Origin of the sequence: Planktothricoides sp. SR001 (assembly GCF_001276715.1) — a bacterium.
Taxonomy (GTDB): domain Bacteria; phylum Cyanobacteriota; class Cyanobacteriia; order Cyanobacteriales; family Laspinemataceae; genus Planktothricoides; species Planktothricoides raciborskii.
In genome coordinates this window covers 82306-99660 of sequence record NZ_LIUQ01000020.1, presented here as the reverse complement: position 1 = coordinate 99660, position 17355 = coordinate 82306, and the positions used below count along the sequence as shown (strand labels likewise).

General features: G+C 42.2%; 16 protein-coding genes. 12 read left to right on the top strand and 4 right to left on the bottom strand.

The annotated features are described in order from the left end of the window. Window positions 1–147: 147 nt before the first annotated feature. From AM228_RS13860 to AM228_RS13835, 6 genes are all read left to right on the top strand, one after another. Complete coding sequence (locus tag AM228_RS13860) at window positions 148–1458, top strand: STM4014 family protein (RefSeq protein WP_054466697.1); 1311 nt, start codon at window positions 148–150, stop codon at window positions 1456–1458. A 25-nt stretch (window positions 1459–1483) separates the two neighbouring features. Further along, window positions 1484–2293, top strand: coding sequence for an STM4013/SEN3800 family hydrolase (locus AM228_RS13855; protein WP_190879458.1), 810 nt, complete (start codon window positions 1484–1486; stop codon window positions 2291–2293). 226 nt (window positions 2294–2519) lie between these two features. After that, window positions 2520–3161, top strand: a complete 642-nt coding sequence (locus AM228_RS13850; RefSeq protein WP_156331771.1) for a hypothetical protein — start codon at window positions 2520–2522, stop codon at window positions 3159–3161. 155 nt (window positions 3162–3316) lie between these two features. Beyond that, window positions 3317–4657: an STM4012 family radical SAM protein gene (locus AM228_RS13845; RefSeq protein WP_054466694.1), complete on the top strand. Its 1341-nt coding sequence runs from the start codon at window positions 3317–3319 to the stop codon at window positions 4655–4657. 35 nt (window positions 4658–4692) lie between these two features. After that, window positions 4693–5259: an HD domain-containing protein gene (locus AM228_RS13840; protein WP_054466693.1), complete on the top strand. Its 567-nt coding sequence runs from the start codon at window positions 4693–4695 to the stop codon at window positions 5257–5259. Between the two features lie 810 nt (window positions 5260–6069). Then, entirely contained in the window at window positions 6070–6264 is a 195-nt protein-coding gene (locus AM228_RS13835) for a hypothetical protein (protein ID WP_054466692.1), read from the top strand. Window positions 6265–6388: 124 nt separating this feature from the next. Here the strand turns inward: AM228_RS13835 and AM228_RS13830 are convergent, their stop codons facing one another. Next, window positions 6389–7315 (bottom strand): TIGR01777 family oxidoreductase, encoded by a 927-nt coding sequence (locus AM228_RS13830; protein ID WP_054466691.1) that lies wholly within the window; start codon window positions 7313–7315, stop codon window positions 6389–6391. A gap of 258 nt (window positions 7316–7573) precedes the next feature. Between AM228_RS13830 and AM228_RS13825 the strand changes: the two genes are divergently transcribed. Then, window positions 7574–8746 (top strand): glycosyltransferase, encoded by a 1173-nt coding sequence (locus AM228_RS13825; RefSeq protein WP_054466690.1) that lies wholly within the window; start codon window positions 7574–7576, stop codon window positions 8744–8746. A 281-nt stretch (window positions 8747–9027) separates the two neighbouring features. Next, window positions 9028–9729: a sugar transferase gene (locus AM228_RS13820; RefSeq protein WP_054466689.1), complete on the top strand. Its 702-nt coding sequence runs from the start codon at window positions 9028–9030 to the stop codon at window positions 9727–9729. Here the strand turns inward: AM228_RS13820 and AM228_RS36200 are convergent. After that, on the bottom strand, window positions 9726–9857 hold the full coding sequence (locus AM228_RS36200; RefSeq protein WP_255353198.1) for a hypothetical protein: 132 nt from the start codon (window positions 9855–9857) through the stop codon (window positions 9726–9728). The genes AM228_RS13820 and AM228_RS36200 overlap by 4 nt on opposite strands. Before the next feature lie 382 nt (window positions 9858–10239). Between AM228_RS36200 and gmd the strand changes: the two genes are divergently transcribed. The 4 genes from gmd (at window position 10240) to AM228_RS13800 (ending at window position 13823) form a co-directional block, all read left to right on the top strand. Then, on the top strand, window positions 10240–11310 hold the full coding sequence (gmd, locus tag AM228_RS13815) for a GDP-mannose 4,6-dehydratase (protein WP_054466688.1): 1071 nt from the start codon (window positions 10240–10242) through the stop codon (window positions 11308–11310). Between the two features lie 144 nt (window positions 11311–11454). Beyond that, window positions 11455–12402, top strand: a complete 948-nt coding sequence (locus tag AM228_RS13810) for a GDP-L-fucose synthase (protein ID WP_054466687.1) — start codon at window positions 11455–11457, stop codon at window positions 12400–12402. A gap of 282 nt (window positions 12403–12684) precedes the next feature. After that, window positions 12685–13248, top strand: coding sequence for a hypothetical protein (locus AM228_RS13805; RefSeq protein ID WP_054466686.1), 564 nt, complete (start codon window positions 12685–12687; stop codon window positions 13246–13248). A gap of 92 nt (window positions 13249–13340) precedes the next feature. Next, window positions 13341–13823 (top strand): hypothetical protein, encoded by a 483-nt coding sequence (locus AM228_RS13800; RefSeq protein ID WP_054466685.1) that lies wholly within the window; start codon window positions 13341–13343, stop codon window positions 13821–13823. Window positions 13824–14113: 290 nt separating this feature from the next. On the opposite strand, the gene AM228_RS36195 is transcribed toward AM228_RS13800, so the two are convergent. Further along, window positions 14114–14245: a hypothetical protein gene (locus AM228_RS36195; RefSeq protein WP_255353197.1), complete on the bottom strand. Its 132-nt coding sequence runs from the start codon at window positions 14243–14245 to the stop codon at window positions 14114–14116. A 738-nt stretch (window positions 14246–14983) separates the two neighbouring features. Continuing rightward, the gene (locus AM228_RS13790) at window positions 14984–17224 is read right to left on the bottom strand and encodes a CHASE2 domain-containing protein (RefSeq protein WP_054466709.1); all 2241 of its coding nucleotides are present in this window, start codon (window positions 17222–17224) and stop codon (window positions 14984–14986) included. Between the last annotated feature and the right edge of the window lie 131 nt (window positions 17225–17355).

Sequence of the window (17355 nt, the reverse complement as noted above, 5' to 3'; positions counted from 1 at the left end):
AAAACATAAACCTTTTACCGGAATGCTTTGCCCTTATTTTGTTATCTTGTTTTTTCTGGCAAAATGCTTCCGGCAGATATCTCTCGCAGTCAAACATAAATTTTTTACCGGAATGCTTCGCCCTTATTTTGTTAACTTATTTATCTCATGCCATTGAAATTTTTAAAATTTATCATAATTGGCAATCCTGAAAATCGACGAATTGGGCTTTTTCAACAAGCCTTAAATTACTGGGGTTTGCCTTCAGCAAAAGTGCTGGATTACTTAGACTTAATTTATGGTCGAGAAAGTCTTGCAGATATAATAGACTCCCAGACTATAATCCGCATTGAATCACCAGAAAGAAACTTTCTAGTAGAAAAAGCTATTATCGCAGCCGGGGCTAATATTGAACCGGCAGGAACCCATCAGCAAATTACTGCCGCTGATGCCTTAGCTTTAGAATTTGATAAGGGTCGGATTTATTATCCGAGACAATGGTATTTAGGCTGGTGTAATTTATTGCAGCAATGGGCAAATGTTATTTTAAATCAGGATAGTCCTAATCAATGTTTACCGGGCAATAATCTGGGTTATTTTATCAACCATCCAACGGATATTATCCAGATGTTTGATAAGCGAATTTGTCACCAGCGGTTTACAGATTACTCTTTTAATCAGCTAGATATTGTCAATAATAATGTAATTTTCTCTAATTCTTTGGCAGGATTATTAGCAAAGCGATCGCGTGAGCAAATACCCCAAACTAACCATACTATCCCTCGGTCTATTATTCCTTTACCTCGGTGTTTAGCGGGGATTATTAGTTATGAACATTTACGAGAACAAATGCAACAGCAAAATTTGTCTCGTGTGTTTGTAAAATTAGCTCATGGATCCGGTGCTTCGGGGGTGGTTGCTTATCGGGTTAGCCCCAAAGGTGAGTCAGCAATTACTACGGTAGAACGAGTCCGCCACCAGGGTGAAACTATTCTCTATAATTCTCGGAAAATTAGCACTTATTTTCAGCGAGAAAAGATTGCGGATATTATTAATATTCTCTGTAAAGAAGGAGTACAAGTAGAGGAATGGCTGCCGAAAGCTAAACTGCAACATCGTCCATTTGATTTGCGAGTTGTGGTAATTTCAGGAGAAGCCCAGCATTTAGTAGTTCGGTTAGGCAAAAGCCCGATGACAAATTTACATTTAAAAAGCGATCGCGGCAATAGTGAGGAATTTTTGCAGCGAGTTGGGGTGGAAAACTGGCAAGCAATGCGGCAAACTTGTGAAACCGCTGCCCGGTTATTTCCCAATAGTTTATATTGTGGGATTGATTTACTGGTTTATCCTGATTTTCGCCGTCATGCTATTTTAGAAATTAACGCTTTTGGGGATTTATTACCAGGGATTACTTGGAATAATCTCGATACTTATACCAGTGAAGTCAAAGCAATTTTAAGGTTAACCGCTGATGCATGATATGAATTATAATATGAATTATAATATGAATCAAATTGTGGGCAGCCACGATATTTTATTGATGACCTTAGATACTCTGCGGTATGATGTGGCGCAAGATTTATTTCTCCAGGGAAAAACGCCAAATTTAGCCCAAGTTTTACCCAAAACTGGATGGGAATGTCGCCACTCTCCGGGAAATTTTACTTATGCAGCCCATCACGCATTTTTTGCGGGTTTTTTGCCCACCCCAATTACTCCAGGAATTCATCCTCGGTTGTTTGCGGTGGAGTTTGCCGGAAGTAACAGCATCACCGAGAAAACTTGTGTTTTAGACCGGGCAGATATTGTTACAGGTTTGGCCGCAAAAGGATATCATACAGTTTGTATTGGAGGGGTGGGATTTTTTAATAAATTGACGCCGTTGAGTCAAGTTTTACCGAGTTTTTTTACGGAAAGTTACTGGAGTCCAGAGTTAGGGGTTACTGACCGAAATTCTACGGCTAATCAAGTTAATTTGGTGGCAGAATTGGTGGGGAAAATGCCCCCGGAACAGCGGCTATTTTTATTTATCAATATTTCGGCATTGCATCAACCAAATTATTTTTATTTGTCCGGGGCGTTCGCGAAGCGGCGCGGATGCGCTATCGCTGATAGTCTGGCTTCTCATGGGGCTGCTTTAGAATATGTGGATAGTCAGCTAGGCAAATTATGGCACATAATACGCGATCGCGCCCCCACTTTCTGTATTATTTGCTCCGATCATGGCACCGCTTATGGAGAAAATGGTTATATCGGTCATCGTCTCAGTCACCCAGTGGTTTGGACGGTTCCTTATGCTGAATTTATCTTATAGCAATCTTCTATGGGCTGAACCGCTTTTCTTGGGTGAGGGCAAAGCATTTCGGTATATATTTTATGGCTGTTAAATCTGAAAACCCTGTAAAGTCAGGGCGAAGCATTTCGGTATATATGTTATTGCTGTTAAAGCAGAAATTTCTTACCGAAATGCTTTGCCCCTACATTTAATCGGAAAAACGCTGTAAAGTAAAGAAACTGCACAAATCTACGGAGAAATTATCTTGGGTGTAGAACTTCGCAGTTATGTCTATTTAGATAACCTGCAACCTCAACACGCGGCTTATATTGGTACGGTGTCCCTGGGCTTTTTGCCCTTGCCAGGGGATACATCCTTGTGGATTGAAATTTCCCCAGGAATTGAAATTAATCGGATTACTGATGTTGCTTTGAAAGCGGCTAGAGTCCGTCCGGCAGTCCAATTTGTCGAACGACTTTATGGACTGCTAGAAATTCATTCCAGTTCTCAAGGGGAAACCCGCATTGCCGGTCAAGCAATTTTAGAAGCCCTCGGAGTTCAAGAAAGCGATCGCCTCAAACCGCGCATCATTTCTAGTCAAATTATCCGCAATATCGACCCTCATCAAGCCCAACTAATCAACCGCAACCGACGGGGACAGCTAATTTTAGGCGGTCAAACCCTCTATGTCTTAGAAGTGGAACCCGCTGCTTATGCGGCATTGGCAGCCAACCAAGCAGAAAAATCGGCGCTGATTAATATCCTCCAAGTGCAAGCGGTGGGCAGCTTTGGTCGTCTTTACCTCGGTGGGGAAGAACAAGATATTATGGCTGGTTCTCAGGCAGCTTTAGCGGCGATCGAAAATGTTAGAGGTCGCGAATTTGGCAGTCAAGGGCGAAAAGAATAATATTGTTGTTTGTTGTTTTTTCATCAACCACCAACCACCAACGAAAGAATCCCTACCCACCAACGAACAACGAACAACGAACAACGAACAACCACCAACAAACAACCACCAACAAACAACCATCAACCACCAACCACCAACCATTAACAAATTATATGAATAAAACAGATAAAAAACGCCCAAAATTGGCGCAATTATTGGCCGATTCCCCTTATCAAGCTTATGTTTATTCTTATCCCCATAAAACATCCTATCGTCCGATCGCGCCTCCCGTTCCCTTAGAGGAAGTTTGGGCAACCGAAGATAAGCAGTCTCTCTTTTTATATATTCATATTCCCTTTTGTGAAATGCGCTGCGGTTTCTGTAATTTATTTACCACCGTGAAAAATAATCAAACACTATTTGAGGAATATGTCCAAACAGTGCAACGACAAGCGATTCAGGTTAAAAAAGCCTTGGGAGAGGCAACTTTTGCCCGATTTGCGTTAGGGGGTGGCACACCAACTCAGTTGCCTTTGCCCCAAATTGAGGCGATTTTAAATATTGCGGAAAAGACTATGGGGGCGCGGTTATTAGATATTCCCATTTCCGTAGAAGTTTCCCCGGAAACAGTCGATCGCGATAACTTAAAATTGTTGCGTGATCGCGGCATTACCCGGTTAAGTATTGGCATCCAAAGTTTTATTGATGCGGAAGTTTTAGCCGTTCAACGGCGTCAAGACGTGACCCAGGTTAAAGCGGCATTAAACTTAATGGCTGAGGCAAATTTTCCCACGATTAATATTGATTTAATGTATGGTCTACCGGGGCAAACCGTGGCTAATTGGCTGCGATCGCTGCAAGAAGCCTTACAGTTTCAGCCCCAAGAAATTTATCTCTATCCTTTATATGTGCGTCCCCTGACTGGACTGGGCAAAACTCCACAAGAATGGGACGATATTCGCTTAAATTGCTATCGAGAAGCGCGATCGCTTTTACTTTCCCAAGGTTATACCCAAGTTTCCCTAAGAATGTTTGCCAAAGCATCTTTAACTGCCAGCGATACCCCAGTTTACTGCTGCCAAAACGATGGCATGATTGGACTCGGTTGTGGGGCTAGGTCTTATACAGATACTTATCATTATTCTGGGGAATATGCCGTCAGTAACTTAGAAGTAAATCATATTTTAAATAAGTTTATTCAAACTTCAGACACAGCTTTTAATTATATCCACTATGGCTTTAAATTGGATCAGGAAGAACGTCGCCGTCGTCATGTTTTATTATCCTTACTTTCCCAAGAAGGAATCGACTTAAATCACTATCATCATCGTTTTAATACGGATATTTTTGCGGAATTGCCAGAACTGACCGAATTATTAACCCTGAATCTGGCAATTCTGGAAAATCAGCGGTTTTGCTTAACGGAACAGGGAATTGAGCGATCGGATACCATTGGTTATTGGTTATTTTCCGATCGCGTGCGTCACCTAATGCAAGAATATGAGTTAAAATAAAATTGTTTAATCCGATAAAATATCAAATTTTTCCTATGAATCAATGGTCGCCAGAAATATTTAAAAAAGCCTGGAACTTTGCCACGATAGCCCATCATGGCCAAACCTATGGCGGGTCTGAAGCGGGGATAAAAATTGACTACATTAACCATATTGGTAGTGTGGTTATGGAAGTGATTTGGGGGTTGGATGCGTCCCCAGATTATGATGCAGATTTAGCGGTACAATGTGCCCTTCTCCATGATATTATTGAAGATACCAAATATCAGTATGAGGATGTGCAAAAAGAGTTTGGAACGGCGATCGCTGATGGGGTGATGGCCTTAACCAAAAATAAAGATTTACCCACAAAAGAAGCTCAAATAAAAGATAGCTTATCTAGAATTAAGCAACAGCCGAAAGAAATTTGGATGGTAAAACTAGCCGATCGCATTACTAACCTGTATCATCCTCCTTACTATTGGTCAAATGAGAAAAAAATCGCCTATAAACAGGAAGCCATATTAATTTATCAAGAGTTAAAAGCAGGCAGTGATAAATTAGCCCAAAGACTTTGGCAAAAAATCACCGAATACGATCGCTTTATTGGCATTGGTAGTTGACCTTTGACGATGAAACCCTGACAGGAAAGAGGGAACCGGGACTGGGGGTTATACCTACATCTGGCTGGGTTTCGGGTCTAGGGTCTAGAAACCTCAGATAAAACATATTACATATAAACAACAAACAATAAAAAAGCCAAAAGTAATGATAGTCGGAAGAAAAAAAGTAAATAAGTTTCTTGGCGATCGCTTTTTGCAGCCATAGCGATCTATACTTAAAATCATCAAATCAGACAATCAACGATTAAAGTAAATATTTTAGTCAAATTTACTTAGACGTTTGAAAATTAATAGATATTTGTACTTATTTCGCTGAATTGACTCAAATAAAAATCTGTATAAATGCTCAAATAGGTAAAAAAATCTTCACATAAATTTACAAAAAACCGTGAAAATAAAGAGAAAAAATCAAAAATTATATGGTATAATGCGAACACACTGTTTGATAGATTGATATTAGACTAAGATAAGTCCAAATTTTTCCTTTTCGGTAAAAGTAATTAAGTAATAAGACTTATCAGAGTTTTTTCCACTCTGGGTTGTCATCAATCTCTGATATTGCAGAGGAATCGTCACCCACTATCAGCAAACCAGCAAAATTGTTGGATTTGCGCTCTTTTCATCAGAGATGCGTGAATATGTCACCGATCTAGCATCTCAAACCTCTACCCAATTCTCAATTTTTTAGGGAAATGTGGCAAGTTTGAGAAAAATTGTGTAACAAGTTGTCACCTAAAGGCGAATATCGCTTAATTTTGATTAAACAGTCATTTTGACTCCCAGTTATTTATCCCAAGGAGCTTTGCCACTATGTCTAATGACAATGTAAATGTAAATGTCAAACCCCAAACCCGTAATCACAAAGGATTTTTTATTCACCAAGCGGCCTATAAACTAATGGGAATTGACAAGTCTGGTTGGGCTTTAATTTGCGTCGATGATGCAGTTTGCCATTATGTAGATCCTGACGACCTGCAACGACATCAAAAAACTGCTGAGTCGTAAACAAGAAACAATGTAGCGAAAGTTAATCATTGCTTCTGAAGATTAAAAATTGGGAGGCTGTCCTGGTTTCAGGTGCAGCCATATCCTTTTTTCAGATCCTCATTAATCGCGATCGCGTCGCCGATTAACGAGAACTTAAAATTTCCTCAAGGGCTGATTTTAAACCGGGATATTGGTATTCAAAGCCCGAAGCCAAAGTGCGTTGAGGTAAAACCTTTTGACCTTCTAAAACCACTTTAGCCCCATCCCCTAAAAGCAGTTGTAAAGCGAAGTCGGGAACTGGCAACCAAGAAGGACGATGCATGACTTGACCCAACCCTTGACAAAGTTCATTCATCCGCACGGGATTGGGTGCGGTGCCATTGTAAACTCCTGCTAAATCAGACCGTTGCAGACTAGCCATAATTAAGCTGACTAAATCATCTCGATGAATCCAAGAAAACCACTGGCGACCACTGCCAATCGGCCCGCCAGCAAATAACTGAAAAGGGGTGAGCATTTTCGCCAGGGCTCCCCCCATCCCTAAGACAATTCCGGTGCGAATAATTACCAGTCGAGTACCCGTTTCTTTCACTTTTTGCGCTTCATTTTCCCAGTCTTGACAAACTTGAGCGAGAAAATCATTGCCCGGATTACTGGTTTCATCAAAGGTGGCGGTTTCGCTGGTGCCGTAGTACCCGATCGCCGATGCATTCACCAAAACTTTGGGCTGAGGACTCGCTTTGGCGATCGCCTCGACAATTTTTTGCGTCCCCAATTTACGACTATTTAAAATTTCTTGCTTCCGTTGCGCGGTCCAGCGTTCTTCGGCAATAGCTGCCCCGGCTAAATTCACCACCGCATCACAACCAGCGATCGCCCCTTGCCACTCTCCAGACTGTTGCGGTGTATAGGTGACAAATTCGACATTGGGAAAATTTTTCGAGGGAAATACCCGCAAAGCGCGATCGCGGTTCCGGGTCAACACCACAAGGCGATCGCCCTGACCATGTAACTTTTCAACTAAACGAGTTCCCACAAAACCTGTGGCACCAGTGATGGCTACTTTCATGTGATTTCTTCTCAAACATCATTTCACCCTAACTATCCTAAAACCTTTCTGAGATTCCTAAAATAACCAACAACGAATAACCAACAACAAATAACAAATAACCAACAACAAATAACAAATTTGGTTAATTTCAGTTAAGATAAAATCTTGTAAAATCTGACGCCAAGTGAGAATTTATACTCAGTTTATCCCGATCCACTCTCGCAGTGGAACCTAGTGGATCTGAAAAAACCTTGGAGATATCTTGAGCTTGAATCTATGGTGAAAACTTATGCCCTAGTCCACGAATGGTTAACCCCGGAAGCCACTGGGGGCAGTGAACTTGTTGTTAAAGAAATTCTCCAAAATATTGATGCAGATATCTATGCGTTGATTGATTTTGAGTCCACTAATCCCCAAAGTTATTTATATCAGCGACAAATTGGCACGACTTTTTTACAAAAATTCCCGTTGGCGCGGTCTGGGGTGCAAAAATATCTGCCCTTGTTACCTCTGGCGATCGAACAACTAGATTTACGGAAATATGATGTGATCCTTTCATCATCCCATGCGGTAGCGAAAGGGGTACTCACCACCCCCAATCAGTTGCATATCTGCTACTGTCATACCCCCATGCGCTATGCCTGGGATTTAACTTTTGATTATTTGGAAGGCAGTCGGGCAGGGCAAGGTTTACCGGGATACCTGACTCGGTATTTGTTGCACCGTCTGCGCCAGTGGGATACGATTTCCGCCAATCGGGTTGATTATTTTATTGCCAACTCGCAACACACTGCCCGTCGGATCTGGCGATGTTACCGTCGGCAGGCTGAGGTGATTTATCCCCCGGTGAATATTGAGCGATTTGGGTTGCGGGAGCAAAAAGAAGATTTTTATCTGACGGTTTCCCGGTTGGTAAGCTACAAAAAAGTATCTTTAATTGTCAATGCTTTTAACCTGATGGGCAAACCACTGATGGTAATTGGTACTGGACCAGAGTTAGAACAACTCCGTGCGATCGCTCAACCGAATGTGCAAATCCTCGGATCTCAGCCCAACTCTGTGGTTGAGGAACTTATGGCAGCGGCAAAAGCTTTTGTCTATAGCGCTTGTGAGGATTTTGGCATTGCCCTGGTGGAGGCACAAGCTTGCGGGACTCCGGTAATTGCTTATGGGGCAGGAGGGGCTTTAGAAACCGTGCAAGATATTCGGCAGCATCCCCAGACGGGAACGGGTTTGCTGTTTTCATCCCAGACGGAAGCGGCTTTAATTGAGGCAGTCCAGACTTTTGAAACCTATCAGAGTCAGTTTGACGCCGCGACGGTGCGATCGCACGCCTTAAAATTTGCCCCGAACATCTTTCAAGAACGCTATCAAAGCTTTGTCCAGCAATGTCTTGAGCAATTTAACCTCCGTGGCTACCATCAGATCGACAGGGACTCCTTTTGCTAGTGGGCAAATTTTGCCCACCCTACTAGCTCCCTTTGCTAGAGGAGGGTCAAGAAGAGCAAGAAATTTTCAATTCAACCTCAGTAATTGAAAATAATCAATATACAATTAAGCAATTTTCATAGTTTCTTAATTCCTCAAGCTTCGGTCTTGTCAGAATTCCTTTAGAATTGCTGCGTCTTCCGTTATCTTGGGACTTTGGAACCCTATTTTCTCAGGGAAGCGTCTGAAGGCTTTATGATCGGGACTATATGTGTGTGGTGTGAAGTGAGTGAAGGAGTACAATGACTGCTAATAGCCAGCTAATTTCCGGCAAAGTTCTGCGTGCCGTTGCCCAGCGCAGCATCAGGGCTTTCCCTCTCCCCAAAGTTAACCGAGTTTTCTTGAAACGACTGTTTGATGTCGTTTTCTCTTTGTCCGTCTTGATTTTGTTTTCACCCGTTTACCTGATTTTGGTTCTGCTGATTCTCTTCAGTTCTCCTGGATCGGTGTTTTACGTTCAGGAACGAGTCGGCATCAACTATAAAAAATTTCGCTGTTTTAAATTTAGAACGATGGTGGAAAATGCCGATGAAATCCTGGATGAATTAATGGAAAATCCAGAAATCCGTTCTGAGTTTGAGGATAATTTCAAATTAAAACAAGACCCCAGAATTACCAAGATTGGTCATTTTTTACGGATTACTAGCTTGGATGAGTTTCCTCAATTTTGGAATGTGTTAAAAGGAGACATGAGCGTGGTTGGGCCTCGGCCTCTGGTGGTGGAAGAATTGCCCAGATATGGCCATTCCATCGACAAAGTGTTAACGATAAAACCAGGAATTACTGGGTTATGGCAAGTTTCGGGCCGGAATGATATCCCGTATCCAAAACGAGTTCAGATGGATGTTTATTATGTAAATTTCCATAACTTTTGGATGGATTTGTGGATTGTGTTCAAAACAATTAAAGTCGTTCTGTTTCCTAAGAACAACGGTGCTTATTAGAATGCCAGTCGCGATCGCCTTTTAGGATGACTAGAGGGCGATCGCTTTTTAGTAGCTTTCTGAACTTTTGTTGCCGGGGGTTTCTGGCGCAAGAGTGCAGGAGTAGGGAGAATGTAGGGGCGAAGCATTTGCGCCCTGATTTAAGAGTTAAAATATCTGCGCGGTAAGCTTTCCCCATGCCCTTGGTGATATGCTTCGCCCTTGCAACGGTCAAAAGTCAGCCCCCGGTTTCTCAGGGGTCAACGGTTAACCTTTTACAAATAGCAAATCAACAATCAACAACCTACAACCTACAATCAACAACCTACAATCAACAAAAAATAACAAATAAATTTAAACATTGACCGAATTATTTTAGGTTAAGCTGAAAAAATTAATCGGTGAATTTTCTAAGTTACTAGAGGAAATTCTCTGAAAAAAAATTAGTTTTCGCAGTTTTCGAGCGCTTAAAACCCACTAACTGCGATCGCTTTAGCTAAATTAAAAGAAACGATTAAGGAACGACTTTGCATGACTGAAAATAAACGCGCACTGATCACCGGCATTACCGGACAAGATGGTTCATACTTAAGTGAGTTGCTGTTAGAGCAAGGGTATGAAGTCCACGGCATCATCCGCCGGACATCCACCTTTAACACCGATCGCATTGACCATATCTACGAAGACCCCCACAACGAAAGAGCCAAATTATTTCTACACTACGGCGATTTAACCGATGGTGTCACCCTGCGGCGAATCTTAGAAGAAATCAAACCCGTAGAAATTTACAACCTCGGCGCTCAATCCCACGTCCGAGTCAGCTTTGACACCCCGGAATACACCGTTGATGCCGTAGGGATGGGCACCTTGCGGCTATTAGAAGCCATCCGGGACTATCAACAACGCACCGGCATTCAAGTGCGCTTCTATCAAGCGGGTTCCTCGGAAATGTTTGGCAAAGTCCAAGAAATTCCTCAGAAAGAAACCACCCCCTTTTACCCCCGCAGTCCCTACGCTTGCGCCAAGGTTTATGCTCACTGGCAAACCGTTAACTATCGCGAGTCCTATGGCTTATTTGCTTGCAATGGGATCCTGTTCAACCACGAATCCCCACGTCGTGGAGAGACTTTTGTTACTCGTAAAATTACTCGCGCCCTTGCCCGAATTTTAGCAGGAAAACAGAAAAAACTCTACTTGGGCAACCTGGATTCTAAGCGGGACTGGGGCTATGCTAAAGATTATGTCCGGGGAATGTGGTTGATGTTGCAGCAAGATGAACCGGATGATTATGTGCTTTCCACGAATGAAACTCACTCGATTCGCGAGTTTCTGGATATTGCGTTTAATTATGTCAATTTAGATTGGCATGATTATGTGGAATTTGATCCGCGCTATCTCCGACCGGCAGAGGTGGATATTTTAATTGGGGATTCTACGAAAGCACGGCAAAAGTTAGGCTGGCAACCTTCGGTTACTTTTGAAGAATTGGTGATTCTGATGGTGGAAGCTGATTTAGAGGCGATCGGATTATCTTCTCCCAAAGGTCAGTCCATTGATGACCATGCCTTTATTCGTCAAGATAGTGGCAACACCGTAGACTAATGATTAATTTCGGAAGGGGCAGAGGTCTGGTGGGGCAGAGAAAAGATACTCTTTCCTCTTTCCTCTCTCCTCTTTCCTCTCTCCTCTCTCCTTCCGAGAATGCTCACCCTACGGCTTAATTTTTTTGATTTTGAGGGGTAACAAATGCCAAGTTTAGATTTGTCAGAAAAACGCATTTTGGTGACAGGTGGGGCGGGTTTTTTAGGTCGCCAAGTGATCGATCAATTGCTCAAAGCGGGGGCAAATGCCGATAAAATTACGGTGCCGCGATCGCGTGATTATGACCTGCGGACAATGGCAGCTTGCCAGCAAGTTGTCCAAAACCAAGATATTATTATTCACCTCGCAGCCCACGTCGGTGGTATTGGTTTAAATCGGGAAAAACCGGGGGAATTATTCTACGATAACTTAATGATGGGCGTACAACTAATTCACTCTGCCTATCAAGCAGGAATCGAAAAATTTGTCTGTGTTGGGACTATCTGTGCCTATCCAAAATTTACCCCAGTTCCCTTCAAAGAAGAAGACCTCTGGAATGGCTATCCCGAAAAAACCAATGCCCCTTATGGAATAGCCAAAAAAGCCTTATTAGTGCAACTCCAATCCTACCGACAACAATACGGGTTTAATGGGATTTTCTTGCTGCCGGTCAATTTATATGGCCCAGAAGATAACTTTAACCCCAACAGTTCTCATGTGATTCCAGCCCTAGTTAGAAAAGTCCATGAAGCCCAAGTTAAAGGCGAGAAACAACTCTATGTTTGGGGGGATGGTAGCCCTAGTCGTGAGTTTCTTTATTCCACTGATGCAGCGCGAGGCATTGTCTTAGCCACCCAACATTATAATGAAACCGATCCGGTTAATTTAGGCACCGGATATGAAATTAAAATTCGGGATTTAATTGAATTAATCTGCGAATTAATGGAATTTCAAGGGGAACTTGTGTGGGAAACGGACAAACCCAATGGTCAACCCCGCCGTTGCTTAGATACAGAAAAAGCCAAACAAGCCTTTGGGTTTACCGCTGAAGTGGACTTTAAACAAGGTCTAAAAAATACGATAGATTGGTATCGACAACACACGGATTTGTGAGTTTCAGAAACCGGGTTTCTCCAAGAAACCCGGTTTCTTGTCTTGGAGATACCGGGTTTCTTTTGTTTTCTCTGTCTGTGTCTCTCTGTGTCTCTGTGGTAAAAACTGCAAAATTATTGCTAAAAACTATTGACAAATTAAAAATTTTACGGGAAAATAAAAATATGGTTATAGTGGAAAAATTTGCCGACATATATATAGATCACTCAAATCAATCATATACCCAAAGTATTTAGGCAACCATTTTACTACCCAGTTTAGGGATTGATTTTACGGTTGCAGATGCGGAAACTCCTAATTAAATATGCCGCTTCTGCTGCTTCGATGAATCCGACAAATACGCGGTGTTTCACGGGTGCTAGTGATGCGAGTACGGCAGTCGCAATTGGCGCTAATTATATGTTAGTTGCTGAGGATCGCGAGCGAAAAATCCGCTTGTACGATCGCCACAATTCCGGTTTACCTCTCAACAGTTTTGACTTTACCTCTTCCCTCGGTTTAACGGATATTTCCGCTGGTGTTCCTAGAGAAGTCGATATCAAAGCTTCCACCAAAATTGGCAACCGAATTTACTGGTTAGGTTCCCACAGTAATTCTAGCAGTGGCAGTTCTCAACCCAACCGCGATCGCCTATTCGCGACCGATATTTCGGCCACTGGCACAAATACCATGATAAATTATGTTGGTCGATATGATAATTTAAGAAATGATTTAATCGCTTGGGGAGATGCCAATGGTTGCAATTTTACCGCCAGTGCTGCTATTAATAAAATACCGGAAACAAGTGATGGTAGCGGATTTAATATTGAAGGATTAACCATTGCCCCAAACGGCACTACCGGATAGATTGCTTTTCCTACACCAAACCTACCTAACTCCACTCGCCAAAAAGCCTTAATTGCAACCAATATTATAAATTTACCGACTTAGTAACAGGTGTGGCAACAAACGCAAATATCGGCACACCAATAGAATTAGATTTAGGGGGAAGGGGAATTCGCAGTATCGATCGCAATACTAACAACCAATACCTAATCATAGCGGGTCTTCCCGACGCAGCCACCGCTACTGCCCCCAAAGATTTTCGCCTTTGCAGTTGGACGGGAAACCCCAGTGACCCACCCGAATTACTGTTAACCGATTTAACCGGATTAAATACTGGATTAAATATTGACAGCAGTCTTGAATCACTTGAATCAATCGTCGAAGTCCCTATAATAATAACTAAATTTGAGAATTTAGTTATTTTAAATGTACTATATAAACTCTATCCTTCACTAAAAGTGTATGGAATATCGGACATTCCTACTTGTAGATTAGTTCTTGCCGCTGATACGGTACTAGACCCTGTGCCCCCATTCGCGATCGCAGCTATCCCAGTAATATTCCCAGCACTTCCAGAAATATTCCCAGAAATTTGAACGCCGGTATGAGTATGCGATGCGGCGGCTGCACCGATCGCCTCTGGGGTAAGCGGGTCAGAACCCTCGATTGCTTTGGGGCGTGGATCTCAAAATTCTCAATAATCAAAGCTTCTGCGCGTGAATCAGGTGTCGAGTTGCTTGCCCAAAGGAAATTGTTGTAGGCACAGCAGAAAATTCATAAGCGTATTGGCCGGGAATTTCAATTTCAGCATTTGCGGCAGTAGCTGGTTTGCTGGCCACCTTACCTGTTGCCACATACAAAGTATTAACAGAACGATTGATAATGATTAATCGCTTTCTGTCTTACGTGCCGCGATCGCATCGACAACCGTCACAGACACAGCAATGGTGGCATGAGCGCTATTGCTGTAAGTTTTGGTGTTGTTGCTGACTGGTTGATTGCCAATAAATTGTAACATTTTTACTCCTTGTTTGTTTCTGGATAACTAATGGATAATTGCCACGGATAAAATTGAATTATCAAGAAATATTTCGCAGTATTTCATTGGATTTGCCTCGATTTTTATTGAGAAAATTATCAATTTTAGCATTTGTGATCATCGAAAAAATCTAGAGCAAATTTTATTTTCGACTTGACATGGTTAAAAAAGCCAATTAACAGTCAAATGTTAAAACAACAAGTAAATCATTTTGAACCCCCAGATACAGGAAAAATATTGGTAAAGATACACCAAAGTTAGAATAATTTGTTCTTGAACAGGTAATGTAAGTAATTTTCCGACCCGCCCCTTTGACATTACTGGTGGTTTTTAACAGATCGGCATCCGCTTTTTTTTGGAGGTGTACAATGGAAGCTTCTCTCGACAATTATTGTAAATGCTTATAATTTATTCCTATAAGCATCGGTGTTAATTCGGGGTGTTATTCAATATATTTTATAATTACGCTCATAGCAGGACAAAAAAATTGAATCTTATTATAGCATATACTTTAATTTTTGGATATGTCTAATGCCTAACTTTACAGGTGGCTGCATACAAGGGAACGAATCGCACAAGTGAAATAACTATAGCAATCCTAAAACAAGGTCGAAAATTTGCCCTCGCCCCCCAACCTGGGTCATGGGAGAGGGGAATCTCATTCACAAATCCTGCACGGATAGCTATATAGGTCGGAGATGCTGGAAATGCTGGCAATTATTTACAATATTTAGCAAGCTGGACGGCAATTTCCGATGGCATGGAGGTAAAGCGAATTAAGAAAAAATAATCGTATGTGGAACATTTCTTTAAAACTTTGGCATAAATATCACCAGGTTCTTCGTCGTTAGTCAGTTCTATGTCCAAGTTAATTTTTAGATTGCTTAATGGTTCAATCAACCTTTCCGCTTTTATTTCCGCTATTTCTTTGGATAATTTGACTAAAGTTGCTCGATATTGAGTGGAAGTGATATGTTTGCCATCGATCAAGCTATAAGTTAAAGCAATTTCGGGTCTAACCGGAAATAGTTCGGCTTCCATTTTGGGCATGAACTGCATATATCGACCGCCAATGCCGCCGACTTCATAAATCGTAATTTCTTGATTAAATCCTTTAGGATTGACGATTTTTTTGTCATCAATTCTGAGGGGATTTTTGATGCTTTGCATAGTAGAGTCTGAGATTAGTATTTGTCCGCCAATTGTGTAGGACTCGATCCGAGAGACGAGGTTGACTTCACTGCCGATCGCGGTATATTCGGCGTGTTTCTGAGAGCCAATATTGCCGACGATCACTTCCCCGGTATGAATGCCAATTCCCATTTCAATCACAGGTAAATTTAATTGGCTCAGTTTTTGATTGATTTCTTTCATGGCAATTTGCATGGCGATCGCACAAGCAACGGCTCGTTCGGGGTCGTCTTCACGGCTAGTTGGGGCGCCAAAAATGACTAAAATTGCATCGCCCATAAATTTATCAATCGTGCCATTATATTGTTCAATGATTTGGCACATTCGCTCTAAATAAATATTCAATAAATTGACGACTTTTTCCGGAGGCAAAGGTTTAGCTAAAGCGGTAAATCCCCGCAAGTCAGATAACAGTAAGGTGACAGTCCGGTTTTCGCCGCCTAATTTGAATCCTTGAGGACTTTCTAGTAAGTTGGCAATTACGGCATCATTTAAATAACGCCCAAAGGTTTTTCTAATTTGTCCGGCGGTTCGGGCAATATATCCTTGAATGGCGATCGCCGATCCTAATAAACCCAATAAGGGCAGAACAACGGGAATCCACCAGCCGTTTAAAAAGCTAAAATAAGTAACTCCAAACAAAGTACAAATACTCAGCAATAAACTGCCTGAACTCAGCCAAGATATGTGATTGGTGCCGCTAGAATATCGCCATTTCCAAGTTAGGGTTGAACCTAAAGCTGACCAAGCAAAAATCCAAACCCATTCCAGGGGTTCTGGCCAAGTTTTGACTAAGGGGCGATCGCTCAGTACCGTCTCCAAAATTTGGCTGGCAACATTGGCATGAATTTCTACTCCGGCAGTCGGTTCAGGAGTGCTAATCATGCCACTACTATAAGGAGTAAAAAAGAAATCATTCAGGCTTTCGGCGGTGGAACCAATTAACACAATGCGATCGCGCATCAGGTCATCGGCAACTTTATTTTCTAGCACATCAGTCATCGACACGAATTGATACGGGCAGTGATTTTTGTTTCGTAAACAAGAAGGTCCGCGAAAGTTTAATAAGATTTGATAACCGGATGCATCTGCTCGAATATAACCCCCATCATTGCTTTCAAAAGGAGGAAAAACCACATCACCAAATTTAATCCAGCTTTCATCGGTTAAGCTGACCGGAATTCCCGCCGCTTCCAAATATAACCAAGCTAGAGTAAATCCTAAACTATAAGTAGGATTGCCTTGGCGATCGCTCAGATAAAAAAAGGCGCGTCGGATTTTTCCATCGGCATCTTCCACAAAATCATTGGCACTCACTTGCTCTAATTCCGCTAATTCCGGCGGGGGATTCACCCCAAAAGCGTTTTCGTCTCCGACAACTTTCTTAATCCCAATTAAATTCGGTGTAGATTTGTAGATTTCCACTAATTCTTGATGGCCAGGTTCTACGGGTAAATCTCGATAAATATCCAAACCAATGGCACGAGGTTGCTGGACTTTAATTTTGGCCAATAATTCAGCCAGCACGCGATCGGGGACAGGCCATTGTCCCACATTGCGTAAATCCGATTCATTAATCGTGACCAATACAATGCGATCGTCTGGACTTTCCGGTGGACGTAAGCGAAAATATCGATCAAGTAATGCCCATTCGAGCATTTGCAGTCCACCAGTCCAACGCAATCCCAATAATAAAATTGTCAGGCACGGGGCTGCGATCCAAACCCCACGCCATTCCCAAATTCGCTGTTTTAGCTTGGCCCACATAGATTTGCGATTCGCATTTGCGATCATGAACGGGAATCGGCTGTTAGTTATCTAATCTTAACTATCCACTATGAGTTTTCCTGTATAAGCCGCAGGGAAGCGGGGGTGCTTTTTAGGGTGTAGGGTGTAGG